Raw genomic sequence first — 24,836 nt, 5'->3', positions numbered from 1 at the left:
GAATACAAATGAACGAAAAAGAATTAAAAGAAATGATTGCCGGAATTTTAACAGAAATGGTCGCTGACAATCAAGCGGTTTCGACTGCCACTGTGACTGCCGAAGAAAAACCAGTCACAACAAACGTCACTGAAACGACAGAAATTGAAGAAGGCCTAATTCCTGACATTACTGAAGTAGATTTACGTAAACAATTACTATTGAAAAATGCCGTAGATCCTGAAGCACTATTAAAAATGAAAGCTTTCTCGCCAGCTCGTTTAGGCGTTGGTCGTGCAGGGACGCGTTATATGACTAGTTCAACATTACGTTTCCGAGCGGACCATGCGGCAGCACAAGATGCGGTCTTTTCAGACGTAAGCGAAGACTTGGTAAAAGAAATGAATTTTATTTCTACAAAAACAATCTGTAACAGTAAAGATGAATATTTAACACGTCCAGATTATGGTCGTCAATTTGATGAAGAAAATAGTGAAATCATTCGGAAAAATACGACACCAAAAGCCAAAATCCAAATGGTCGTAGGGGATGGCCTTAGTTCAGCTGCTATCGAAGCGAATATTAAAGAAGTCCTACCAGCAATTAAACAAGGATTAAACATGTACAACTTAGATTTCGACAATGTAGTTTTTGTTAAATATTGTCGTGTGCCAGCAATGGATAAAATTGGTGAAATCACTGACGCTGATGTTGTTTGTTTGCTAGTTGGCGAACGTCCTGGTTTAGTAACAGCTGAATCTATGAGTGCCTACATTGCTTACAAACCAACTGTCGGTATGCCAGAAGCACGGCGGACAGTTATTTCAAATATTCACAAAGGTGGGACACCGGCTGTTGAAGCAGGGGCCTACATTGCCGAAATTATCAAAAAAATGTTAGACAAGAAAAAATCTGGTATTGATTTAAAAGAAGCTGAATAAAGGAGGATTTCTCATGAAAAATGATCGTCTAGGCGCAAATGTCCTAAGTATGAAAGTCATTCCCAATGTCGATCCGGCATTAGCAAAAGAATTATCATTGAAACCAGAACATCGCTCATTAGGAATTGTTACTTCAGATTGTGATGATGTCACTTATGTTGCATTAGATGAAGCAACCAAAGCCGCCGATGTTACTGTAGTTTACGGTAAAAGTATGTATGCTGGCGCAGCAAATGCTTCAACCAAATTAGCCGGTGAAGTGATTGGCATTATTGCTGGTCCGAGTCCTGCCGAAGTCAATAGTGGCTTGAGTGTCATTACGCAAGTCATTGAAGAAGAAGCCAGCTTCTATAGTGCTAACGAAGATGACAGCATTGTTTATTTTGCACATGTAGTATCAAGAACGGGTAGCTTTTTATCTGAACAAGCGAATATTCCTGAAGGTGAAGCGATTGCTTATCTGATTGCTCCACCGCTAGAAGCAATGGTTGGCTTAGATGCAGCAATGAAAGCTGCCGATGTTCAAATGGGTGTCTTTTATGGCCCACCTTCTGAAACGAACTTTGGCGGCGCCTTATTGACAGGTAGTCAATCTGCATGTAAAGCTGCTTGCAGTGCGTTTGAACAAGTCATTCAAAATATCGCTGACAATCCGTTGAGTTATTAAGGATGTGACCTGAATGAAAGCATTAGGAATGGTCGAAGTCAAAGGATTTTTAGGTGCCATTAGTGTGGCCGATGCGGCATTGAAAGCCGCCGACGTTACTTTGTTAAAAGCTGAAATTATTAATGGCGGTTTAACAACTGTGGAGCTGATTGGTGACGTTGCCGCGGTCCAAGCTGCCGTTGAAGTAGGCACGGAAGTAGCTAAAGAATTAAACTGTTTAATTGCTCATCATGTGATCTCACGGGTTGATGCTCAAACGGAAGTGATTTTATCAGATCCAGAACCCAAGTCAGCACCTGAACCGATGGAACCAGTAGAAGTAATTGAAGAAGAGATTGAAACACCAGATTTGGAAGAACACACTGGCACACGCAAAAAATTAGAAACACAACGCGTGGTTGATTTACGCAAACAAGCCTACAAAATGAACCTAAGTAGTTTAAAGAAAAGTGAGATTAAATTTGCCAATAAAGAAGCTTTAATTCAAGCAATCATGGCTGAAATAGAAAGAAGTGAAGACGAGTGGAATTAGTAGATAAAGACTTACGTTCCATCCAAGAAACAAGAAATTTAATCAGAAAAGCCAAAGAGGCACAGCAAGTATTAGCAACATTTTCGCAAAAACAAATCGATGCGATTGTCCAAGCAGTTTCAGAGGCTACGTTTAACCAACGAGAAAAGTTAGCGAAAATGGCCAATGAAGAAACAGGATTTGGTATCTATGAAGATAAAATCATCAAAAATGCTTTCGCTTCAAAAGTAGTATATGACGAAATGAAGGACAAACCTACAGTTGGTGTGATCAATGATGATGCTGCCAAAAAAGTCACTGAAATTGCTGTCCCAGTTGGTGTAATTGCAGGATTAATTCCTTCTACCAACCCGACATCAACAGTCATTTACAAAGCATTAATTTCATTAAAAGCTGCCAACAGCATTGTTTTTTCACCACATCCCAATGCGTTGAAATCGATTATTGAAACAGTAGAAATCATCCAAAAAGCGGCTATTGCTGCAGGGGCACCAGAAGGTTGTGTCTCGGTCATCAAAACGCCAACCATGCAAGCGACCAGCGAATTAATGAAAAATAAAGAAACAAATTTAATTTTAGCTACTGGTGGAAACGCAATGGTTAAAGCAGCGTACTCTTCTGGAACACCAGCAATCGGTGTTGGGCCTGGTAATGGACCAGCCTACATCGAACGAAGCGCAAATGTTCCTCATGCAGTGAAACAGATAATGGATTCAAAAACTTTCGATAACGGTACAATTTGTGCATCGGAACAATCAATTATTGTTGAAACTGTCAACCGTGAAGCGGTCAAAGAAGAGTTAATTAAGCAGGGCGCGTATTTCTTAAGTCCAGCCGAAGCCGACAAATTAGCTAAATTTATTTTACGACCAAACGGTACAATGAACCCGCAAATCGTAGGACGTTCCGTTCAACATATTGCTTCATTAGTTGGTTTATCTATTCCAAAAGATCGCCGCTTAATTGTTGCCGAAGAAACACATGTAGGCTTGAAATATCCATTTTCAAGAGAAAAATTGGCACCGATTATTGCTTTCTATACAGTTGAAAACTGGGAAGCAGCTTGCGCGTTATCAATTGAAATTTTGAAAGGTGAAGGTGCGGGTCATACGATGGGTATTCACACAGAAAACAAAGAAGTCATTCGTGAATTTGGCTTAAGAAAACCCGTCTCTCGTTTGCTTGTTAACACCTCTGGTACACTTGGCGGAATTGGTGCTTCAACTAACTTAGTGCCAGCATTAACACTTGGTTGTGGCGCAGTTGGTGGCAGCTCAACTTCTGATAATATTGGGGTTGAAAATCTGTTCAATTTACGTCGTGTTGCATATGGCGTGCGTGATTTAGAAGAGATTCGTCAAGAATTTGGTCAAACATCAACCACATCTGTGGCTACTTCTTGCGAAACAACCAATCAAGAAGAACTAGTAAATGCCGTGGTAGCTCAAGTTTTAGCTCGCTTAAACTAACAAGAAACGAGCGAGTAAGAGTAAAACAAATGAATTATTGGATTTAGGGTTTGGGACCTAAGTCAAATTGATAATTGTCCCAAATTTTTAAAAATAAAACATACATCTTAGGAGGAAATTATAATGTCAAGTACAAATGCTTTAGGAATGATCGAAACTCGTGGTTTAGTAGGTGCTGTCGAAGCAGCCGATGCAATGGTGAAAGCGGCAAACGTTACTTTAATTGGAAAAGAACAAGTCGGTGGCGGTTTAGTTACAGTAATGGTTCGCGGTGACGTTGGTGCTGTAAAAGCAGCAACAGATGCTGGTGCTGCCGCAGCAGAACGTGTTGGCGAATTATTATCTGTCCATGTAATTCCACGTCCACATACAGAAGTAGACGCTATTTTACCACACGCAACAACTGAATTATAATTTTGATTTTTTGGGGCAGAGGTAGGTTCATTACTTCTGTCCTAAACTTTCATTGAGGAGGGGTGTTATGACAGTTATTACAGAAGATATGCTTCGCAACAAAAGGCTTAAAAAAGAACTAGAAGATGGCACGGATTTTGTGTTTCCTGTAGGCAGTTTTCTGACGCCAGCCGCCAAAAGCTATCTACGCGAGCATCGGATTAATAGCAGCTTCTCTTCAACAAACCCATTGCTTTCTGAGGTTCATTCAGTGAAGGCCTCCTCACAAAAACAAAAACATTTATCAAAAGAAACAATTTATGAGATTCGGCACTTAAGCCATCTATTGTATTTGCCTTTCTTAACGAATGAAGCGTTATCAACAGAAGGTTGGTTATATTTCGAACAACAACAACTGTGGTTAGAGAAATTTATTTTAGAACAGTCGCTTGTAATGGAACCAGTCATTTTGGAATCAAAGGTAAGTATTCTAACTAACCAACAAAGACAATGGCGCTATTCCTCAAAAGAAATTCAATTACAACTAGATAAAATTATTCTCCAGTTAAAAGGAGAATCACAACTGTTCGGCCTTTTTCAATCTTGGGCTACAGAATTAATTAGCACCATGGCTGAAATATCACGAAACTAGGAGATGAACAAATTGGATTCAATGAATGAAATTGTTGAAGAAGTTGTTAAACGAATTCAGCAACAACAACAAAATACTTTTGAAGTTGAAGCTTCTGGCCGACATGTTCATTTGTCTCGTCAAGAGATTGATGCATTATTTGGACCAGGATATCAACTAACAAAAGTGAAAGATTTATCACAACCTGGACAGTTCGTTTGTAAAGAACGAATTACGGTTGCTGGACCTAAAGGACTTTTTCAAAATGTGGTTATTTTAGGCCCTGAACGTAGCGAATCACAAGTCGAAGTTTCTATGACAGATACGCGTATTTTAGGAATTAATGCCCCAGTTAGAGAGAGTGGCAAGACAGAAGGGACACCAGGCGTCACGCTGATGAACGGATCAGCAGTTGTGACATTAAGTCACGGCTTAATTGTTGCCAAACGTCATATTCACATGACACCCGAAGACGCCTTAAAAAATAAAGTAAGCAATAGCCAAATTGTGCAAGTCAAAGTGGAAGGCACACGTCCGTTAATCTTCGATGATGTAGTTGTGCGAATCAGTCCGCGATTTGCAACGTACATGCACATTGACTACGATGAAGCCAACGCTTGCGGCTTAACTAAAGGAGCTCGTGGCTATATTCTTAAGTAAAAGGAGGAAGAACAATGAACGTTTCTGAAATGGAAAATTTGATTCAACAGATTACTGATCAAATTTGTCAACAATTGCTGTCGTCGTCTTATTCAGTGGCTTTAGCAGAAGCAAAAGAAGCATTTCCTGAAGAAATGTTTGTTCGTTTTCCTGATGTAAATTGGGTAACCAAAGAGCAGAAGCAAGCACGAGGTTTGGTTGTAAATAGGCTAACGATTTCCCAAGTAAATGCGATTGCGCATTTACAGGAAACGGATGCATTAGTCAAAAACATCTTAGCATTCTTATTTGAAGGTAAGCCGGTATTGGTTTTAACCCCAATACCTTCAGTGACTAAAAATTCACGATTGAAGTATCGTTTGAAACAAACGATTCAGGAAAACGTGGACATGTGCCAACAGTTTGGGCTGATTTTTTATCATGATTCAGAAAATTACGCTATGTTTCAGGCGGCCTGTCAAAAACAACTTCGTTCTTTGGCTGAGACCAAACGAACCTACATTACTGAAAAACAATTGATAAGAATGACAGAATCAGGTGTTTCTTTAAGTAAAAATGCCTATTTAACCCCGTTAGCGAAAGATTATGCTAGGAAACATCAATTGCTGACGTAAGGAGGAAAAACGATGCTTTTAGGAAAAGTGACTGGTAGCCTTTGGTCAACAAGAAAAGATGAAAAATTAAATGGCTGGAAATTTATGATGGTTGATATTTTGAATCAAGAGGACGAAAAGCAAGGATTTTTAATTGCTGCTGACAACGCTGGAGCTGGTGTCGGGGACAAAGTGTTAATTAGTCAAGGCAATGCTGCCCGTATTTCGGCAGAAGATCCGAATGTCCCAATTGATGCAATGATTGTTGGTGTCATTGATTCTACAGAGGAAGAATAGGGAGGACGAGACATGAGCATTAATGAAATTATTATGTATATTATGGTTCTTTTCATGATTATTGGAGGAATCGATAAATGTATTGGCAACAAACTAGGTTTAGGGGAGCAATTTGAGGAAGGGATTATGGCTATGGGTTCTCTAGCGCTTTCTATGGTAGGGATTATCACTTTAGCGCCTGTCTTAGCCAATCTTTTAAGTCCGATTGTCGTTCCTGTCTATGAATTACTAGGGGCTGATCCAGCAATGTTTGCCACAACCTTATTGGCTAATGATATGGGGGGCTTTGCGTTAGCGCAACAATTAGCCAATGATCCACAAGCTGGTTTATTTGCGGGGGCAATCTTAGGTGCAATGATGGGGCCAACGTTAGTCTTTACAATTCCAGTAGCGCTTGGCATTATCCAAAAAGATGACCAACAATTCTTAGCAACAGGTGTTTTGAGCGGGATTATTACAATTCCTTTTGGTTTATTAGCAGGCGGTTTAACAGCTGGCATGCCATTGTCATTGATTATTCCTAACTTAATTCCAATTATTATTGTTGCCGCTTTAATTATTTTAGGTTTATGGTTAGCGCCAAAAGGCATGATTAAAGGCTTCCAAATTTTTGGTCAAGGCGTAGTGATTGTCGCTATCTTTGGTTTAGTTGTGGGGGCGATTCAACTATTATTAGGAATTACAGTGATTCCTGGTATTGCACCAGTTACTGAAGGAATTGAAGTCGTTGGCGGGATTGCTTTAACTTTAGCTGGCGCTTTCTGTTTAGTAGCAGTGATTACGAAAGTCTTTAATAAACCATTGATGAAACTAGGAAAAGTTTTAGGAATGAATGAAGTAGCGGCTGCAGGAATGGTTGCTACATTAGCTAACAATATTCCCATGTTCCAAATGTTAAAAGACATGGATAATCGAGGAAAAATTATTAATATCGCTTTTGCTGTTTCGGCTTCTTTCGTTTTAGGTGACCACCTTGGTTTTACTGCAGGCGTAGCAAAAGAAATGATTTTTCCAATGATTGTTGGCAAATTAGTTGGAGGGATTACCGCCATTTTTGTGGCTATCTTTATGGCAAATCGAATGCTAGGGAAACCCGAAACAGAAGTGAAATAATGAGGTGTAAATATGACAGAATTAAATCGTGAAATGATTGAAACGCTTGTTCGACAAATTGTCACAGAAAAATTAATGCCGACTAAACAAGTGGATCCAAGTGGAATTATGTCCATCAAATTACCCGAAATCGACGTAACAGAAGACGATCGCTTAGATACAGGCAACCCAGCGGACATTGTTTACACAAAAGATCTGTTTTCTTTAGAAGAAAGCCCGCGCCTTGGTTGCGGTTTAATGGTGATGAAAGATACCACCTTCGACTGGACACTAGAATACGATGAAATTGATTATATTATTTCAGGACAATTAGATATACTGATTGACGGACGTAAAATTTCTGCAACAGCCGGCGAAATTATTTTAATCCCGAAAAGTAGCAAAATTCAATTTTCAGTGACGGGTGATGCCCGCTTTGTCTACGTGACCTATCCAGCAGATTGGCAAAGCCAATAATTATTTTACCGGCAGTCAGAGAATAATTTTGCCAAAACCCTTTACTCAGCGTTATAATAAATAAGAACGAAAAAAGGGGTTGAGTGAATGACATTTGAGAATCCAAGTCAAAATCAAATTTTTGATATTCTAAAACAAGCAAAAAATATTGCGGTGGTTGGTTTGAGTAACAAGCCCGACCGCACAAGTTACAAAATTGCGGAAATTTTACAGCAACATGGCTATCGTGTATTGCCTGTCAATCCAGTTTTAAAAGGTGAAACGGTGCTTGGCGAAACGGTTTATGGGGCATTAACAGAGATTCCTGAAAAGATTGATATTGTTGACGTCTTTCGGCGGAGTGAATTTTTGCCAGAAGTGGCCGCAGAAACATTGAAAACAGAAGCGCCTGTCTTTTGGGCCCAACTAGGTTTGGAAAACGAAGAGGCAGCGAACTTGTTATTAAATGAAGGTCGTCAAGTTATTATGGACCGTTGTATTAAAATTGAATTGGCAAAAATGGCAGATGCTGAATAAACACGTGTAATTTTATAAAGAAAGAGCGTCCTGAACGGAAAGCTCTTTTTTTTTTGACCCAGATAGAGTATTATTGTAATGATGGTTTTAGAAGGAGCGAACGGAAAACGCAAGAAACCGGCTCACTCTTCTTCTAATTCTTTAAGAAATAGTTAATGTACGCTTATTAACTAAACGAGAATCTAAGTATAAGGAGTTTTTTCTTTGGCTAAAAAAATTAACAATGAGTACAATGATGCCTCTATCCAAGTCCTAGAAGGATTGGAAGCAGTGAGGAAAAGACCTGGTATGTATATCGGTTCAACCGATAGCCGTGGACTCCATCACTTAGTCTATGAAATTGTCGATAACGCAGTCGATGAAGCGTTATCTGGCTACGGGAATGAAATCAACGTAACTATCCAAAAAGATAATAGTATTTGTGTTGCAGACTCTGGCCGCGGAATGCCAACAGGGATGCATGCTTCTGGTATCCCAACAGTAGAAGTAATTTTTACTGTCTTACATGCGGGTGGTAAGTTTGGCCAAGGTGGCTATAAAACTTCAGGCGGACTCCATGGGGTGGGTGCCAGTGTTGTTAATGCCTTATCTAAGTGGTTAGAAGTTCATATTGTTCGTGATGGCGTAGAATACATGGAACGATTTGAGGACGGCGGTAAACCAGTTGGTACCTTAAAAAAAATCGGCAAAACAAAAAAACGCAACGGCACCTCCGTTACTTTTTTACCTGACGACACCATTTTCTCTACGACAAATTTTTCTTACGAAATTTTAGCAGAACGTTTGAGAGAATCAGCTTTCTTATTAAAAGGCGTCAAAATTACTTTAACAGATGAACGTGGAGAAGAACCCAAAGAAGAAGTCTTTCACTACGAAGAAGGCATTAAAGAATTTGTTGCCTATCTAAATGAAGAAAAAGATACATTAACACCCGTTGTTTATTTTTCAGGAGCCAAAGAAGGTATTGAAGTTGAATTAGCCTATCAATACAACGATGGCTATTCTGAAAATGTTTTATCTTTCGTTAACAATGTCCGCACAAAAGATGGCGGTACCCACGAAGTCGGTATGAAAACGTCAATGACAAAGGCGTACAATGAATATGCACGTAAAGTAGGACTATTAAAAGAAAAAGATAAAAATTTAGAAGGTAGCGACTTCCGTGAAGGCTTAGCAGCCGTCCTTTCTATTCGAGTACCAGAAAACTTACTACAGTTTGAGGGCCAAACCAAAGGAAAATTAGGTACACCTTTAGCAAGAACCGTTGTCGATAACGTCGTAGGCGAACAAATGGGCTTCTATTTACAAGAAAACAGTGAAATGAGTCAATCATTAATTCGGAAAGCGATTAAAGCCCGTGAAGCCCGTGAAGCGGCTCGCAAAGCTCGTGAAGAAAGCCGGAACGGTAAAAAACGGAAAAAAGGTGAATCGTTACTTTCTGGAAAATTAACACCGGCTCAATCTAGAAATCCTAAGAAAAATGAACTATATCTTGTCGAAGGAGACTCGGCCGGTGGCTCAGCAAAACAAGGACGCGACCGGAAGTTTCAAGCCATTTTACCGCTACGAGGAAAAGTCATTAATACGGAAAAAGCGAAAATGCAAGACATCTTGAAAAACGAAGAAATCAATACTATGATCTATACAATTGGCGCAGGCGTCGGTCCTGAATTTTCAATTGAAGATTGTAATTATGATAAAATCATCATCATGACCGATGCGGATACCGATGGTGCCCATATTCAAGTGTTGCTATTAACGTTCTTCTATCGTTATATGAAACCATTAATTGAAGCCGGCAAAGTCTACATTGCCTTACCACCACTTTATAAAGTCTCTAAAGGAACTGGAAAAAAATCAGTCATTGAGTATGCTTGGACCGATGGTGAATTGGCAGAAGTGATTGATAAAGTTGGTAAAGGCTATATGCTCCAACGCTATAAAGGTCTGGGGGAAATGAATGCAGAACAACTTTGGGAAACAACGATGGATCCTGAAACTAGAACCTTAATTCGTGTTCGGATTGATGATGCAGCTCAAGCAGAACGCCGTGTGACCACATTAATGGGCGACAAAGTCGAACCTCGTCGAAAATGGATTGAGCAACATGTTCAATTTACGTTGGAAGAAGATGGCAGTATTTTAGATCGTTCAGAAGAAGACACTTCTGCACCAACAGGAGAAAGTCTTTTAGATGCGGAAAAAACAAAAGAAGCAGAACAAACCGATGACACTGAAATCAGTTTGTTTGACATAGAGTAGGGAGTGACAATTTTGGAAAAACGCCAAGAAGTTCAAGAATTAACCCTTGAAGAAGTAATGGGCGATCGTTTTGGAAGATATTCCAAATACATCATTCAAGAACGGGCCCTACCAGATATTCGAGATGGGCTAAAACCAGTACAACGCCGCATTCTCTTTTCAATGAATAAAGACGGCAATACCTTTGATAAAGGCTTTCGTAAATCAGCAAAATCTGTCGGAAACATTATGGGGAATTATCATCCCCATGGCGACAGTAGTATTTATGAAGCGATGGTCCGTCTAAGTCAAGACTGGAAATTACGGGAAGTACTAATTGAAATGCACGGAAACAACGGAAGTATGGATGGCGATCCACCAGCGGCGATGCGTTATACAGAAGCTCGTTTATCACAGTTAAGTGGTGAGTTGTTAAAAGATATCGACAAAAATACCGTCGATTTCGTCTGGAATTTTGACGATACAGAAAAAGAACCCACTGTTTTACCAGCCAAATATCCTAATTTATTGGTAAATGGCTCAACGGGGATTTCAGCAGGTTATGCAACAGAAATTCCTACGCATAATTTAGCGGAAATCATTGATGGAACTGTGTATTTAATTGATCATCCTAATGCAAGTTTAGAGAAATTAATGGAATACATTCCAGGACCAGATTTCCCAACAGGTGGGATTCTACAAGGAAAAGCAGAAATTAAAAAAGCCTACGAAACCGGCCGTGGTAAAGTAATTTTACGTGCGAAGACAAAGATTGAGCCTTTAAAAGGCGGCAAACAACAAATTGTCATTTCTGAAATTCCTTATGAAGTCAACAAAGCAACGCTAGTGAAGAAGATGGATGAAATCCGTTTAAATAAAAAAGTAGACGGCATTGCCGAAGTTCGTGACGAAAGTGACAGAACTGGCTTGCAAATTGTTGTTGAACTAAAAAAAGATGTCAATGCAGAAGGTATTTTAAATTATCTATTTAAAAACACTGAATTGCAAATCAATTACAACTTTAACATGGTAGCCATCGACAACATGACCCCGCAACAAGTGGGCCTAAAACGGATTTTAGAAAGTTACATTACGCATCGCAAATCAGTTATCATTAACCGTTGTCAATTTGAGTTGGACAAAGCTCGCAAACGTGAGCACATTGTTGCTGGTTTAATTAAAGCATTGTCTATCTTAGATAAAGTGATTGCAACAATCCGTGGCAGTAAAGATAAAAAAGATGCGAAGAAGAACTTAGTATCCGACTATGCGTTTACTGAAGAACAAGCTGAAGCAATCGTTACTTTACAGCTATACCGTTTAACTAATACAGATATTACTGATTTACAAGAAGAAGCGAAAACTTTAGAACAACAAATTGCTGAGTTATTGAACATTTTAAACAATGAAAAAGAACTATTCTCAGTCATGAAAAAAGAACTTCGCGAAGTTAAAAAGCAATATGGCAATCCGCGCTTAACTCAAATTGAAGAGGAAATCCAAGAAATCAAGATTGAAACAGCCGTGTTAGTTGCACAGGAAGACGTGGTCGTAACCGTGACGCACGAAGGCTATATCAAGCGGAGTAGTATTCGTTCTTATACAGCATCAAAACCAGAAGAAATCGGCATGAAAGAAGGCGACTTTTTACTATATGCTGGCGAAGTCAATACATTAGATCATCTTTTACTAGTAACAAATAAAGGGAATATGATCTATCGCCCCGTCCATGAGTTGCCAGATTTACGCTGGAAAGAAATTGGCGAACATATTTCTCAAACCATTTTAAATCTTGCTATCGATGAATCGATTATTGCTGTATATCCTTATAAAGAGTTAAGTCCGACAAAAACCTTTGTTTTCATTACAAAAGCTGGCATGATTAAACAAACCAAAATGGCTGATTTTGAGCCTTGGCGCACTTATAAGAGCCGCCCGACATCTTGTATGAAATTAAAATCAGACCAAGATGAAATTACCAATGTTTATTTAACAAATGATCAAGACTTATTGGATGTTTTCCTCGTTAGCAATCGCGGTTTTGGCTTACGTTATCCATTATATGAAGTACCAGTCGTGGGTAGTAAAGCGGCTGGAGTTAAATCAATGAATCTCAAAGAAGACGATTATGTCGTTAATGGTTTACTGGTTCATTCTGAAGGGGATACACCGATTGTCATCGTTACCCAACGTGGCGGTGTTAAACGCATGTTAGCCCAAGAATTAACACAATTAGGACGAGCAAAACGTGGACTAATGGTCTTGCGGGAATTGAAGAAAAATCCACATCGTGTTGTCTTTATGTCTGAAAGTACCGATTTAGATTTATTAGTTACTACGCAAAAAGGCACACAAGAAGTTATTCAGTCGAAAAACTATCCAATCAGTGAACGAACATCCAACGGTTCCTTTGTCATCGATGAACAAAAAGATGGCCAAGTAATGGAAGTCCACGAGATGCATTCTGCAGTGATTGAAGAAGAACAAACAAACTAAACTGTGTTATAAATATCTCCACAGCAGCCATCTGTATTAATACAGATGGCTGCTGTTTTTAATACAGAAGTACATTTTTCACAAGTGATAACAACTATAAATCGTTCTTATTTTCACAAGTATAAATGTTTATATATCAGCGTTTAGAATCTTCGCTCCCCATTTATTTATTAAGAAAGTGCAATAAATAATAAAAAAACGCTTGCATCTAAAAGGTTATGTGTTATACTAATCACATAAAGCTGTTACATACAATCAAGTAGCAGTTAACTAAGGAGGCAAACACTTCATGAAACAATGGGAAGGCTTTAAAGGCGACAAATGGAGAACAAGCGTTGACACTCGTGATTTTATTCAAAACAACTACACAGAGTACAAAGGCGACGACAGTTTCTTAGAACCAATCGCTCCGAGCACTGACAAATTATGGACAAAACTACAAGAATTATTTGAAATCCAACATGAAAAAAATGGCGTTTATGACATGGATAGCGATATCCCAGCAACTATTACGTCACATGAACCTGGTTACTTAATCAAAGAAGAAGAAAAAATTGTCGGTTTACAAACAGATGTACCATTAAAACAAGCATTTATGCCATTCGGTGGTATTAAAATGGCGAACAATGCCTTAGTTTCAAATGGTTATGAAACTGACGAAGAAATGACAAAAATCTTCACAGAATACAGAAAAACACATAACCAAGGTGTTTTTGATGCCTACACAGCTGAAATGCGTTTAGCACGTAAAAACAAAATCATTACTGGTCTTCCAGATGCTTATGGCCGTGGCCGTATTATTGGTGACTATCGTCGTATCGCATTATATGGTATCGACTACTTAATGGAACAAAAGAAAAAAGATCATGATAACACTGGTAACAAAGAAATGACAGACGATGTTATTCGCTTACGTGAAGAAATTTCTGAACAATACCGTGCGTTAAATGACTTAAAACAAATGGCTGCTTCTTATGGTTTCGATATTTCTCGTCCTGCTGCAAATGCGCAAGAAGCAATCCAATGGTTATACTTTGGTTACCTAGGTGCCATTAAATCTCAAAATGGTGCGGCAATGTCAATTGGTCGTATCTCAGCATTCTTAGATATCTATATCCAACGTGACTTAGAAGCGGGTTTAATCACTGAATTCGAAGCACAAGAAATGATTGACCATTTAATCATGAAATTACGTATGGTTAAATTTGCACGGACACCAGAATACAACCAATTATTCTCTGGTTATCCAATTTGGGCAACATTATCTATTGCTGGTATGGGTATTGACGGTCGTTCATTAGTTACCAAAAATGACTTCCGTATCTTACACACATTAACAAACATGGGACCATCTCCAGAACCGAACTTAACTGTATTGTATTCTTCTCACTTACCAGAAGGCTTCAGAACATATGCAGCTAAAATCGCGAAAGAAAGCTCATCTATCCAATTTGAAAACGATGACTTATTACGTGAAAACTGGGGCTCTGACGACTGTGCAATCGCATGTTGTGTTTCTGCAACAGTTATGGGTAAAGATATGCAATTCTTCGGCGCTCGTGCGAACTTAGCGAAAGCTGTTCTTTATGCAATTAACGGCGGGGTCGACGAAAAAACTAAAATGCAAGTAGCACCAAAATATCGTCCAATGACTGGTGACAAATTAGATTACCACGAATTCATGGAACGCTATAAAGACATCTTAGACTGGTTAGCTGAATTGTACGTTAACACATTAAACATTATTCATTATATGCATGATAAATATGCATATGAAGCACCACAATTAGCTTTAATGGATACTGATTTACAACGGACATTCGCAACTGGTATTGCCGGAATCTCTCATGCGACTGATAGTATCATGGCAATTAAACACGGTGAAGTAGAAGTAATCCGTGACGAAGATGGTATGGCAATTGATTATGTACCAACAAAAGAATTCCCAACATACGGAAACGATAACGAAGAAGCTGATGCAATGGCTAACTGGATTTTAGATTACTTTATGACACAAATTAAACGTCAACACACATACCGTAACTCTAAACCAACGACTTCATTATTAACAATCACTTCAAACGTTGTTTATGGTAAAGCAACAGGGAACACGCCTGACGGACGTCGTGCCGGCAAACCTCTTGCACCAGGTGCGAACCCAAGTTATCAAGACGGTAAATTCTTAGGTGAGAAAAATGGCTTGTTAGCTTCATTAAACTCAACAGCTCGTTTAGAATATACAATCGCTTTAGATGGTATTTCTAATACACAAACCATCAACCCTAATGGTTTAGGTAAAGACGACGACACAAGAATTAACAACTTACGTAACGTATTAGATGGCTACTTCGATAAAGGTGGTTACCACTTAAACGTAAACGTATTTACAAACGAATTATTATTAGATGCACAAGCACATCCAGAAAAATATCCAAACTTAACTATCCGTGTATCTGGATATGCCGTGAAATTCCGTGACTTAACTCCTGAACAACAAGCAGACGTTATTTCAAGAACTTCACACGACAGACTATAAAAAACATTTACATTATTTAACTGAAAGGGTGACATTCAACGTGTCATCCTTTTCGTTTGAAAGAAGAGGGATCATTATGACAACACCAGTTACAGGTAGAATTCATTCAACAGAAAATTTTGGTACCGTTGATGGCCCAGGTGTCCGTTTTATCGTATTTACACAAGGGTGTCGCATGAGATGTCAATTCTGTCATAATCCAGATACTTGGAAAATTGGTTCCGGTGGTCGTGTGGTGACGACTGACGAAGTATTAGAGGAAGCATTACGTTTTCGCTCTTATTGGGGCGAAAAGGGTGGTATCACTGTCAGTGGTGGTGAGCCGCTATTGCAAATGGACTTTTTAATCGATTTATTTAAAAAAGCCAAAGCACAAGGCATTCATACAACCTTAGATACGTGTGGCAAACCTTTTACTCGGGAAGAACCCTTCATTAGTCAATTTGATGAATTGATGAAGTATACAGATTTACTCTTATTTGACATCAAACATATTGATAACGAGCAACATAAACTGTTAACAACGCAATCAAATGATAATATTTTAGAGATGGCTACCTATTTATCTGAAATTGACAAACCTGTTTGGATTCGCCACGTATTGGTGCCTCAACGTAGTGATTACGACGAATATTTAATCCGTCTGGATGCCTTCATAAAAACATTAAACAATGTAGATAAAGTTGAAGTGCTTCCTTACCATACGATGGGCAAGTACAAATGGGAAGAACTAGGTATTCCTTATCCATTAGAAGGAATTGAGCCTCCTAAAAATGATCGTGTTGAAAATGCGAAAAAACTACTACATGTCGAGGACTATCAAGGTTATCTAGCACGTTAACAAACGAAAAAATAGAAAAGAAGACAATTTTTTTGTTGTTTCTTTTCTATTTTTTGTTATCATTAAGAGTGAATCAAAACCAAGGAGTGTGTATTATGTCAAAAATTTTAGTTTTTGGACACCAAAATCCTGATACAGATGCTATCGGAGCAGCAATTAGTTTTGCTTACTTACAAAAAGAATTAGGAAAAGAGACAGAAGCTGTCGCTTTAGGAACACCAAGTGAAGAAACTCAATATGCCTTAGATTATTTTAATATTGAAGCACCACGTGTTGTCACTGAAGCAGCTAGCGAAACAAACCAAGTCATGTTAGTGGATCATAACGAATTCCAACAAAGCATTTCAGATATCGCTGAAGTAAACATTTTAGCAGTAGTGGATCATCACCGGATTGCCAACTTCGAAACAGCAGATCCATTGTATTATCGTGCAGAACCAGTAGGGTGTACCAGTACAATCATCTATAAAATGTTTAAAGAAAATAACGTGACAATTCCAGCTCAAATTGCTGGTATGATGGTCTCAGCGATTATTTCTGATACATTATTATTTAAATCACCAACTTGCACACAAGAAGACATCGATGCAGCGCACGCCCTAGCTGATATTGCTGAAATTAATTTAGAAGGCTATGGTCTTGACTTATTAAAAGCAGGAACAAATTTAAGCGATAAATCAGCTGAAGTCCTTTTAGATTTAGATGCTAAGAGCTTCCCAATGAACGGCAAAACAGTTCGCGTTGCCCAAGTAAATACCGTCGATTTAGCAGAAGTTTTAGATCGTCAAGCTGAATTAGAAGCAGCTATGGCCGCAGAAAATGCAGCCAATAATTATGACTTGTTTGTCTTAATTATTACGAATATCTTAGACAGTGATTCTGAATTATTAGCGATTGGTGCGGAACAAGCCAAAATTGAAGCAGCGTTCAATGTAACACTAGTTAACAATCGTGCGTTCTTACCCGGCGTTGTTTCTCGTAAAAAACAAGTAGTACCACAATTAACAGAAGTCTTTAACTAAAACCGTAAGCGCCTAAGCAACGCGATAAATTCCTTGTTGCTTAGGCGCTTCAATAGTAAAGGGGCGTTAACATGAATGATTTAGCAATTTACTATCATTCTCCGCAACAAACGAAACAATACAATCATTTGCTCAACCAATCACTTTTTTTCCCTCTTGTTACTTTTATGTATGAACATCGGGAAGAAAGAATCATTTTAAGACAATTAAAAGCGGCCTTTGCAACAGAAGCCAAGTTAGAACAATTTTTATCAGAAATGATTGATTGTCAGTTAATCATTCGGGAAAATCGTCAATATCGTTTGAATTTTCCTATTTATACGGCAGCTGAAGTTGCGAGTTTGACCTTGGCTGAAGACGAACTTCCTAAGTTTAAAGGAACTGTAACAGAGCAATTATTTTGGCTAGCTGAATCTTTTTGGCCACAAGTGTTTCCAGAAGAGGAAGACTATTTTTTTGGCGTGAGCGGTGGCCCCTCATTTTATCAAAAACAAAGATTGGCCTCGGCACAACTATCTATAATTACGCTTGAAAAAGAAAAGACAGAGGTTCCAACAATGCCTCGTTATTTTGATTACTTGGGCAAAGAGGAAGCCTTGCCAGAAGCCTTCAGCGCTTTATATGACTTGCTAGGGGACGTAAATCCTGAATACTATCTTTCGCAAGCGAGAAGAGTCATTAAACAAGCTCTGCGAGGCCGCAAAGTCAGTACTGTGCCTAATATTTTTCAAGAAAGTTTGCACTTGACCCAAGTGATTACGATTGACCAGGACCACTTAAAACTCCTTTTACCAGTAGCAACGGAACAAGCCGAGCCTTTAGAAGCACAGTCGGATATTCTAGCATTTTATTATGAAAAAATTGCTAACCGATCGGCCATCGAACGCTTAGTTTTTATGCAACAATTGATTGAGCAACTAGGTACGAACTCTCTAAGTTATCTTAGAATAAATTAAAGTTACGATAATTTTATTATGTAAACTAAAAATCAATAACAAGAAATGACGCCGCTTCTTAGTGAGAAATGGCGTCATTTCTTTTGCGAACTTTTTTCGTCCAAAAACCACCGGAAATGAACTTAGGCTCATAGGAAATGATAAATGCTCTCGGCTCTAATTGATTGATTAATTTGTACAATGTACGTTCGTTTTTTCTTGGGGAAAGAATTTCTAAAACCATTCGTTCTCCTTCGCGTCCGTAGGCGACACTTTGCGTAACACCATAGCCGTGTTCACGAAGTGTTTCTGGCAAATGAAATTGTTCAGTAGTAGAAGGGAGGATAACTGATACCATAATATAACCCAAGGCCAAATAGTCTTCGATTTTAATTCCTAAACTAATGCCAACAGCGTAACCAAGCGCATAAACAAGTAAATTTAAAGGATTGTCTAACCGATTCAGAACCATACTCAGCCCTAAGACATAAATTGTTATTTCAGCCATACTAACCAGCGGTGCAATAACCCGATAACCTTTCATCGTTAACATAAAACGAATAGTATTTAAGGTAATATACGCAAAATTAATGATAAAAATCATAGCTAACATTTTCAAATCAACGACCATAAAATAAGTACCTCTTTTCAAAATCTTTACATCCAGCCCTCATTATAGTACAGAAAAACTGAGAATCAAAGGCGAAACACTTATAGAAATGAATTCTTTTTTGAATACTCGCTCATATTATTCGCCTAATTTAACTGTTATTTGATATAATCTTAGTATGAAGTAAAAAGGAGGTAAGCGATGAAAATTTTTGTTTGGATTTTGTTATTTTTATTAGTAATTAACGTTATTGCTGCCTTAATTACTGTTTTTAGAAAACCTCGTAGTATTTCCAGCGTTTTAGCATGGATGATGACGTTGATTTTCTTGCCTGGTATCGGCTTTATTATTTACTTATTCTGTGGGCGAGGTATCGATGGACAAGAAGTTTTTAAATTGTCTGATGATGAAAAACAAATGGTTCAACGAATTAAAGAAAAAGTGGACATCGATAACAAAAAAGCAGGGCGCGATAAACGTTATGATTTACTTTATGATGCGAAAGTTTTAAATCGTTATTTCCGGAATATGGACGCATCACCGTTGGCCAAAAGAAATAGTTTGCAATTATTCACAGATGGCCAAGAAAAATTCCAAGCATTATTTGAAGATATTCGTGCAGCGAAAGAAACCGTTCATGTGGAATATTATGCGTTTTTTAATGACACGATTGGCAATCAATTTTTAGATGTATTAATCGAAAAGTTGCATGAAGGCGTGGAAGTTTACTTAATTTACGATCCTTGGGGTTCACCCGGCGCAAATAAAAAGTTTTTTGCTCGTTACGTTGACGCTGGAGGAAAAGTAGCTCCCTTTATTACTTCTCGCGATATGATCCGTAAAACACGTCTAAATTATCACTTGCATCGGAAAATTGTTGTCATCGATGGGAAAATTGGCTGGACCGGCGGGTTCAATGTTGGGGATCAATATTTGAATGTCACCGAAAAATTTGGTTACTGGCGAGATACCCATATTCGTTTGGTCGGGACGGCCGTATTTTCATTGCAAGAGATATTTATCATGGATTGGAATGCTTCAGTCAAATATCCTGAAGAACGTATGACGTATCATGAAAAATATTTTAAATTACCAGAAGATCATGAAGTGGAGCATTTGTCCTTACAAGTTGTTTCAGATGGTCCTGATTCAGAAGAAGAAATTTTGAAAAGCGGGTTTGTTCGGATGATTTTTTCTGCAGAAAAGAGCGTCTGGATTCAAACACCGTATTTAATCCCTGATGATAGTATGATTAATGCGTTGTTAGTGGCGGTTCGTTCGGGTGTGGACGTGCGAATTATGATTCCTTGTATGCCTGACCATCCCTTTATTTACCGCGCAACACAATATTACGCGAATTACTTACACAAACGCGGCATTAAAATTTATATTTATGATAGTGGGTTTATTCATGCAAAAACAATGGTGATTGATGATGAATTAGCTATGGTTGGGACAACAAACCAAGATATTCGCAGTTATTCATTGAATTTTGAGGTAAGTACGTTTATTTACAATCCCGACATTGCGTGGATGTTAGCGCAAGTCTTTGAAGAAGATATAGAAAAAAGTGTCTTACTAACCGACGAGATAATTAAAAAACAAGGGTACTGGCTACGCTTCAAGCAAAACTTTTCACGCTTGTTGTCCCCAGTCTTGTAAAAAATATCTTTTAAACAGCTGTACGCTAGTCAAAGAATGATTAACTAATAAAAAACTAAGAAATTAGATAAAAATCTAATTTCTTAGTTTTTTTATCGTTTCATTTTTGCTATATCTGTCAATTTTTCTGGATTAAGGATGAGGTACTCTTGTTGCTCTTTTTGAATGAGGCCCTCTTTTTTAAATTGTGTAATGAGGCGTGTTAAATGACGATAACTAACGTTTAATGTAGTTGCACAAGTGGTTAGTTTACAATTGAAATAACTATTCTTTTGATGCGCTAAAATATATTTTGCTAAGCGAACATCAACAGGCTCTATCAAAGAGGAAGCCAGAAGTGCACCAGAGTTAAGTCGCTCACTTAAGGTAAGGCAAATGGTTTGTAAAAAAAGTAAATCATTCTGTAACACTGTGCGGTGTTCATTTAACGGAATACATAAACAAAGACACGCAGTATTAGCCAAAACATTACTTTTTGGTGATTTTTTCCATAAAGAAGAGGCTTCGCCTAAGAGCGCAATTGGGTGAGTATAGCTGATGCAAACTTTCTGGTCTTCTAATGTAGGCGTATAAATCATAACATTTCCTTCCAAAAGAAAGTATAAATGGTTAGAGGATTGATCGAGTTCAATTAAATGTTCGGATTTTTCAAATGTTACTAATTGGCCAATTTCTGCTAATGGTGTATCCATGTAACTCTGCAATTGATATAAATCAATATATTCTTGTAATTTCTGTCTATTTTTCAAATATTTCATAAAAACTGTCAGCACCTTTATTTATTGTTAGCTTCATTATAAAATATTTCCAGATAAAAAACGAATATTTTTTTGTTATTTTTGTTAATTGTATGTAAATAAAGTGTAAATAAGGACTTGTGTCTCTATTTAATACTTTAAAAGTTTGCTATGATTTCCTTTGTAAACGAAACATTTATTTTTAGGAGGAGAAAAAATGCGTTTAAAAAAAGTGACATCAATTGTTTTGGGAAGTTTACTTATTCTAGGGTTAAGCGGTTGTGGCATGAGTCAAGCAAAGAAAAAAGAAGTAACATCAGATAAATTAGTTGTTCAATTTGTGCCTACGAATAATGATGGCAGTATGGAAGCGAAGACAAAACCTTTTGCAGAATATTTGTCAAAAAAATTAGATCGTGAAGTGGAAGTAACCTTAGCAACAGATTACTCGACGATTTCTGAAGCAATGGATTCTGGAAAAGTAGATTTAGGAATCATGCCACCTGCAGCCTACGTACGTGCAAAAGATATGCACGCGGCGCAAGCGATTTTAACTTCACAGTTGAAAGATTATGATCAAAAAACAGGGAAGCCTTTAGACAATGTTTTAGCGACAACCTTTAAAGGTGAAGTTTTAGTCCGTAATGATAGTAATTTAAAAGAATTAAAAGATTTAAAAAATAAAAAAATCGCAACATTGAATCCTAATTCTGCAAGCGGCTATATTTATCCTGTCGCTGAGTTAAAAGATTTAGGAATTGATCCCGTACAAGAAGCTACTTTAACTACGGTAAATGATATTCCCAGCGAAATTACTGCCGTTTTAAACGGCCAAATGGATGCAGCCTTTGTTTTTGAAGGAGCGCGAAATGTTTTTAATGCAGCCTTTCCAGATAAAGATTTAACCAAAGAATTACGTGTCCTTTATTTAACAAAAGGTGATATCCCTAACGATGCAATTGCAGTCAATCCAAAAATGTCAACTGATCTAAAAGAAAAGATCAAAGAAACATTTTTAGAGATGAAAAATGACCCTGAAGGAAAAGAAGCTATGAATTTATGGGGGCATTTAGGTTATGAAGAAGCAGCAGATGATGCATATAATACAATCCGTGCATATACAGAAAAAGCAGCAGAATAATCACTAAGACTAATCTAATCAATTAAAGGAGTATCAAAATGATTGTTTTTACTAATGTATCTAAAACCTATCCAAACGGGGTACAAGGATTACAAAATATTAACTTGACAATTAAGGAAGGCGAAATTGTTGCCATTATTGGTTTGAGTGGTGCTGGGAAAAGCACCTTTTTGAAGTCGATTAATCGACTAGTGGAAATAACGGAAGGTGAAATTCATATAAACAATCAGTCAATTACTCAGGCTAAGAAAAAAAAGCTGCGCTTGATTCGCCGACAAATTGGTCTTATTTCACAAAATTTTAATTTGGTAAAACGCAGCTCTGTACAAAAAAACGTTCTCTCTGGGCGTTTGGGCTATTACTCTACTTGGAGAAGTATCTTTGGCTTATTTACTAAGGATGACTATCAAAAAACAACGGCAGCTTTAAATGCTGTCGGACTTGTGGATAAACTGCATACACGTAGTGATGAATTAAGTGGCGGACAGCAACAACGTGTCTCTATTGCACGTGCGTTGGTTCAACAGGCGCCGATCATCTTGGCAGATGAACCCGTAGCTTCATTGGACCCTATTATGACAAAAAAAGTGATGAACGATTTACAAACGATTAATCAGACACTAGGGAAAACTATCGTTATAAATTTACATTCTGTTTCTTTAGCACGGGAGTATGCCACAAGAATTATTGCTTTAAAAAGTGGTGAAGTTGTTTTTGATGGGATTCCAGAACAATTGACTGATACTCGTTTAGAAGAAATTTACGGAATGGCAATCTTTGAAGAAGTAGAAATGGCGGAGAACAACGTATGAAGATAAAAGATACTATCCATTTTCTATGGTATAAAAAACTATTTATATTGTTTATTATATTTATTTGTATAAAAAGTAGTATTGCTGTTACTGGTGCGGATTTTACTGAAATTCTTACTAATTTCAGCCAAATTGGTCGCTTTTTGCAGCAATTTTTCCCACCAGACTTTTCATTTTTACCCAAAATTATTACACCTTTAATCAAGACATTGGAAATCTCTTTTTTAGGCACGATACTAGGATTCCTTTTAGCAGTTCCTTTTAGCTTTTTAGCCTCAAATGTTGTCACAAAAAACAGAATAGGGTTGTTAATATTAAGATTTTTTCTAAGTTTGATTCGGACAATTCCGACACTTTTACTTGCGGCATTAATGGTGGCGATTTTTGGTATTGGTGAAGCAACAGGTGTCCTGACAATTACCATCTTTACTTTTGGTATGTTATCACAATTAATGTTTCAGGCAATTGAAACAATTGATTTAGGGCCAATTGAAGCTACCGAAGCAACAGGAGCCACTCAATTACAAATTGCTGTATGGTCTATTTTCCCGCAAGTAGCCAGTCAATTTTTTGGGTATGCTTTTTACGCCTTTGAAGTAAATGTTCGTGCATCCACAGTATTGGGTTATGTAGGTGCTGGAGGCATTGGGATTATTTTAAACACCTCCCTTTCTTTAGCTAAATATGATCGCGTGGGTATCATCATTCTAGTCATTTTGGTAATGGAAATAGTTGTTGATTGGTTGAGTGCATATGTTAGGAGAACGTTATTATGATCATAACAGAAATAAGTAAAAAGAAAATAGTATCAACAGTAGTACTAATTTTACTATTTTTCATTACACTTACACGAATCGATTATACAGGACTTCAAACATTTTCTTTAAAAATGGCGATAGATGTATTTATTGGATTGGGGCATCCAGATTGGTCCTTTGTCTACGATGGGAGTGGGGAAGATTTAGTAAGTTTACTTATTTTAACGGTTGCAATTGCTTGTTTGGGTACTTCTTTTGCAACTGTATTAGCAATACCAGTAACTTTATTTAGTGCCGTTAATTTGTGGCCATCTGCACCTTTTTTAACAAAGATTGGCAAGCTTGGTAGCCATATTTTACGCGCTTTTCCAGAATTAATTTTAGCAATTATTTTTGTAAAAGTCTTGGGGCCCGGCCCATTTGCTGGAGTAATGGCAATTGGTGTTCACCAAATTGGGATGTTGAGTAAGTTGTTCACAGAAGAATTAGAAAGTATGGATGAAAAATTGATCGAAAGTATGGATGCTGTGGGGGCAAATTTTTGGCAAAAGTTATTTTATGTGCGAATCCCTTCTTTACTACCTATTTATAGCTCTCTGATATTAAATCATGTTGAAATTGCTATTCGAAGTGCAGCTACTTTAGGCTTAGTAGGTGCTGGGGGCATTGGAGCACCATTAATTTTTGCGATTCAAACAAGAAATTGGAGTAAAGTGAGTATTCTATTAATAGGTGTTGTATTGACAATTTTTGTTTTAGATCAAGTAACAGAATTAATTAGAAAGAAATTGAGATAGT

Annotated in this window: 25 protein-coding genes; 23 read left to right on the top strand and 2 right to left on the bottom strand. The window is 37.7% G+C overall.

Annotated elements, in window-relative coordinates; genetic code table 11:
• Window positions 1-8: 8 nt before the first annotated feature.
• From eutC to IGJ37_RS06570, 18 genes are all read left to right on the top strand, one after another.
• Window positions 9-920, top strand: a complete 912-nt coding sequence (eutC, locus tag IGJ37_RS06655) for an ethanolamine ammonia-lyase subunit EutC (RefSeq protein WP_002404304.1) — start codon at window positions 9-11, stop codon at window positions 918-920.
• 13 nt (window positions 921-933) lie between these two features.
• Window positions 934-1,587, top strand: coding sequence for an ethanolamine utilization microcompartment protein EutL (gene eutL, locus IGJ37_RS06650; protein WP_002357509.1), 654 nt, complete (start codon window positions 934-936; stop codon window positions 1,585-1,587).
• 13 nt (window positions 1,588-1,600) lie between these two features.
• The gene (locus tag IGJ37_RS06645) at window positions 1,601-2,119 is read left to right on the top strand and encodes a BMC domain-containing protein (protein ID WP_252671075.1); all 519 of its coding nucleotides are present in this window, start codon (window positions 1,601-1,603) and stop codon (window positions 2,117-2,119) included.
• On the top strand, window positions 2,110-3,588 hold the full coding sequence (locus IGJ37_RS06640; protein ID WP_002371118.1) for an acetaldehyde dehydrogenase (acetylating): 1,479 nt from the start codon (window positions 2,110-2,112) through the stop codon (window positions 3,586-3,588). The genes IGJ37_RS06645 and IGJ37_RS06640 overlap by 10 nt, the downstream gene beginning before the upstream one ends.
• A gap of 123 nt (window positions 3,589-3,711) precedes the next feature.
• On the top strand, window positions 3,712-4,002 hold the full coding sequence (locus IGJ37_RS06635; RefSeq protein ID WP_002357513.1) for a BMC domain-containing protein: 291 nt from the start codon (window positions 3,712-3,714) through the stop codon (window positions 4,000-4,002).
• Window positions 4,003-4,069: 67 nt separating this feature from the next.
• Window positions 4,070-4,633 carry a hypothetical protein gene (locus IGJ37_RS06630; protein WP_325814825.1) on the top strand — a complete coding sequence of 188 codons (564 nt, stop codon included), beginning with the start codon at window positions 4,070-4,072 and terminating at the stop codon, window positions 4,631-4,633.
• A gap of 3 nt (window positions 4,634-4,636) precedes the next feature.
• Complete coding sequence (gene eutD, locus IGJ37_RS06625; protein ID WP_002357516.1) at window positions 4,637-5,272, top strand: ethanolamine utilization phosphate acetyltransferase EutD; 636 nt, start codon at window positions 4,637-4,639, stop codon at window positions 5,270-5,272.
• 14 nt (window positions 5,273-5,286) lie between these two features.
• Window positions 5,287-5,886, top strand: coding sequence for a TIGR02536 family ethanolamine utilization protein (locus tag IGJ37_RS06620; RefSeq protein ID WP_325814824.1), 600 nt, complete (start codon window positions 5,287-5,289; stop codon window positions 5,884-5,886).
• 12 nt (window positions 5,887-5,898) lie between these two features.
• Window positions 5,899-6,162: a EutN/CcmL family microcompartment protein gene (locus IGJ37_RS06615; protein ID WP_002357519.1), complete on the top strand. Its 264-nt coding sequence runs from the start codon at window positions 5,899-5,901 to the stop codon at window positions 6,160-6,162.
• Between the two features lie 12 nt (window positions 6,163-6,174).
• Window positions 6,175-7,275: an ethanolamine utilization protein EutH gene (eutH, locus tag IGJ37_RS06610; protein WP_002357520.1), complete on the top strand. Its 1,101-nt coding sequence runs from the start codon at window positions 6,175-6,177 to the stop codon at window positions 7,273-7,275.
• Window positions 7,276-7,287: 12 nt separating this feature from the next.
• Complete coding sequence (locus IGJ37_RS06605; RefSeq protein WP_002357522.1) at window positions 7,288-7,731, top strand: ethanolamine utilization protein EutQ; 444 nt, start codon at window positions 7,288-7,290, stop codon at window positions 7,729-7,731.
• 87 nt (window positions 7,732-7,818) lie between these two features.
• The gene (locus IGJ37_RS06600) at window positions 7,819-8,247 is read left to right on the top strand and encodes a CoA-binding protein (RefSeq protein WP_002377361.1); all 429 of its coding nucleotides are present in this window, start codon (window positions 7,819-7,821) and stop codon (window positions 8,245-8,247) included.
• 204 nt (window positions 8,248-8,451) lie between these two features.
• A complete protein-coding gene (parE, locus tag IGJ37_RS06595; protein ID WP_002381887.1) occupies window positions 8,452-10,509 on the top strand; it encodes a DNA topoisomerase IV subunit B in 2,058 nt (685 codons plus the stop codon).
• A gap of 12 nt (window positions 10,510-10,521) precedes the next feature.
• Window positions 10,522-12,984 carry a DNA topoisomerase IV subunit A gene (parC, locus tag IGJ37_RS06590; protein WP_002357527.1) on the top strand — a complete coding sequence of 821 codons (2,463 nt, stop codon included), beginning with the start codon at window positions 10,522-10,524 and terminating at the stop codon, window positions 12,982-12,984.
• Between the two features lie 289 nt (window positions 12,985-13,273).
• The gene (gene pflB / locus IGJ37_RS06585) at window positions 13,274-15,520 is read left to right on the top strand and encodes a formate C-acetyltransferase (protein ID WP_002357529.1); all 2,247 of its coding nucleotides are present in this window, start codon (window positions 13,274-13,276) and stop codon (window positions 15,518-15,520) included.
• Between the two features lie 76 nt (window positions 15,521-15,596).
• Window positions 15,597-16,361: a pyruvate formate-lyase-activating protein gene (pflA, locus tag IGJ37_RS06580; RefSeq protein ID WP_002357530.1), complete on the top strand. Its 765-nt coding sequence runs from the start codon at window positions 15,597-15,599 to the stop codon at window positions 16,359-16,361.
• 95 nt (window positions 16,362-16,456) lie between these two features.
• On the top strand, window positions 16,457-17,383 hold the full coding sequence (locus tag IGJ37_RS06575) for a manganese-dependent inorganic pyrophosphatase (RefSeq protein WP_002360265.1): 927 nt from the start codon (window positions 16,457-16,459) through the stop codon (window positions 17,381-17,383).
• A gap of 71 nt (window positions 17,384-17,454) precedes the next feature.
• Window positions 17,455-18,339, top strand: a complete 885-nt coding sequence (locus IGJ37_RS06570) for a DUF1803 domain-containing protein (RefSeq protein ID WP_002374815.1) — start codon at window positions 17,455-17,457, stop codon at window positions 18,337-18,339.
• A 58-nt stretch (window positions 18,340-18,397) separates the two neighbouring features.
• Here IGJ37_RS06570 and IGJ37_RS06565 read toward each other — a convergent pair whose 3' ends face one another.
• Window positions 18,398-18,949, bottom strand: a complete 552-nt coding sequence (locus IGJ37_RS06565; protein ID WP_128704612.1) for a DUF2179 domain-containing protein — start codon at window positions 18,947-18,949, stop codon at window positions 18,398-18,400.
• A 180-nt stretch (window positions 18,950-19,129) separates the two neighbouring features.
• Between IGJ37_RS06565 and cls the strand changes: the two genes are divergently transcribed.
• Window positions 19,130-20,590, top strand: a complete 1,461-nt coding sequence (gene cls, locus IGJ37_RS06560) for a cardiolipin synthase (protein ID WP_002381891.1) — start codon at window positions 19,130-19,132, stop codon at window positions 20,588-20,590.
• A gap of 92 nt (window positions 20,591-20,682) precedes the next feature.
• On the opposite strand, the gene IGJ37_RS06555 is transcribed toward cls, so the two are convergent.
• Entirely contained in the window at window positions 20,683-21,348 is a 666-nt protein-coding gene (locus tag IGJ37_RS06555) for a cyclic nucleotide-binding domain-containing protein (protein WP_010713385.1), read from the bottom strand.
• Between the two features lie 196 nt (window positions 21,349-21,544).
• On the opposite strand from IGJ37_RS06555, the gene IGJ37_RS06550 reads away from it, so the two are divergent.
• Genes IGJ37_RS06550 through IGJ37_RS06535 form a run of 4 tightly spaced genes read left to right on the top strand, consistent with a single transcriptional unit; the run spans window position 21,545 to window position 24,835 of the window.
• Window positions 21,545-22,468 (top strand): phosphate/phosphite/phosphonate ABC transporter substrate-binding protein, encoded by a 924-nt coding sequence (locus IGJ37_RS06550; RefSeq protein ID WP_002381894.1) that lies wholly within the window; start codon window positions 21,545-21,547, stop codon window positions 22,466-22,468.
• Window positions 22,469-22,506: 38 nt separating this feature from the next.
• Window positions 22,507-23,280: a phosphonate ABC transporter ATP-binding protein gene (gene phnC / locus IGJ37_RS06545; RefSeq protein WP_142665400.1), complete on the top strand. Its 774-nt coding sequence runs from the start codon at window positions 22,507-22,509 to the stop codon at window positions 23,278-23,280.
• A complete protein-coding gene (gene phnE, locus IGJ37_RS06540; RefSeq protein WP_252671071.1) occupies window positions 23,277-24,056 on the top strand; it encodes a phosphonate ABC transporter, permease protein PhnE in 780 nt (259 codons plus the stop codon). The genes phnC and phnE overlap by 4 nt, the downstream gene beginning before the upstream one ends.
• On the top strand, window positions 24,053-24,835 hold the full coding sequence (locus tag IGJ37_RS06535; protein ID WP_002381897.1) for a PhnE/PtxC family ABC transporter permease: 783 nt from the start codon (window positions 24,053-24,055) through the stop codon (window positions 24,833-24,835). Before phnE ends, IGJ37_RS06535 begins: the two co-directional genes overlap by 4 nt.
• The last annotated feature ends 1 nt before the right edge of the window (window position 24,836 follow it).

Source organism: Enterococcus sp. AZ104 (assembly GCF_050546705.1).
GTDB classification, from domain to species: domain Bacteria; phylum Bacillota; class Bacilli; order Lactobacillales; family Enterococcaceae; genus Enterococcus; species Enterococcus faecalis.
Note: the sequence above shows the minus strand (reverse complement) of the source record. Positions and strands in the feature narration are given on the sequence as shown.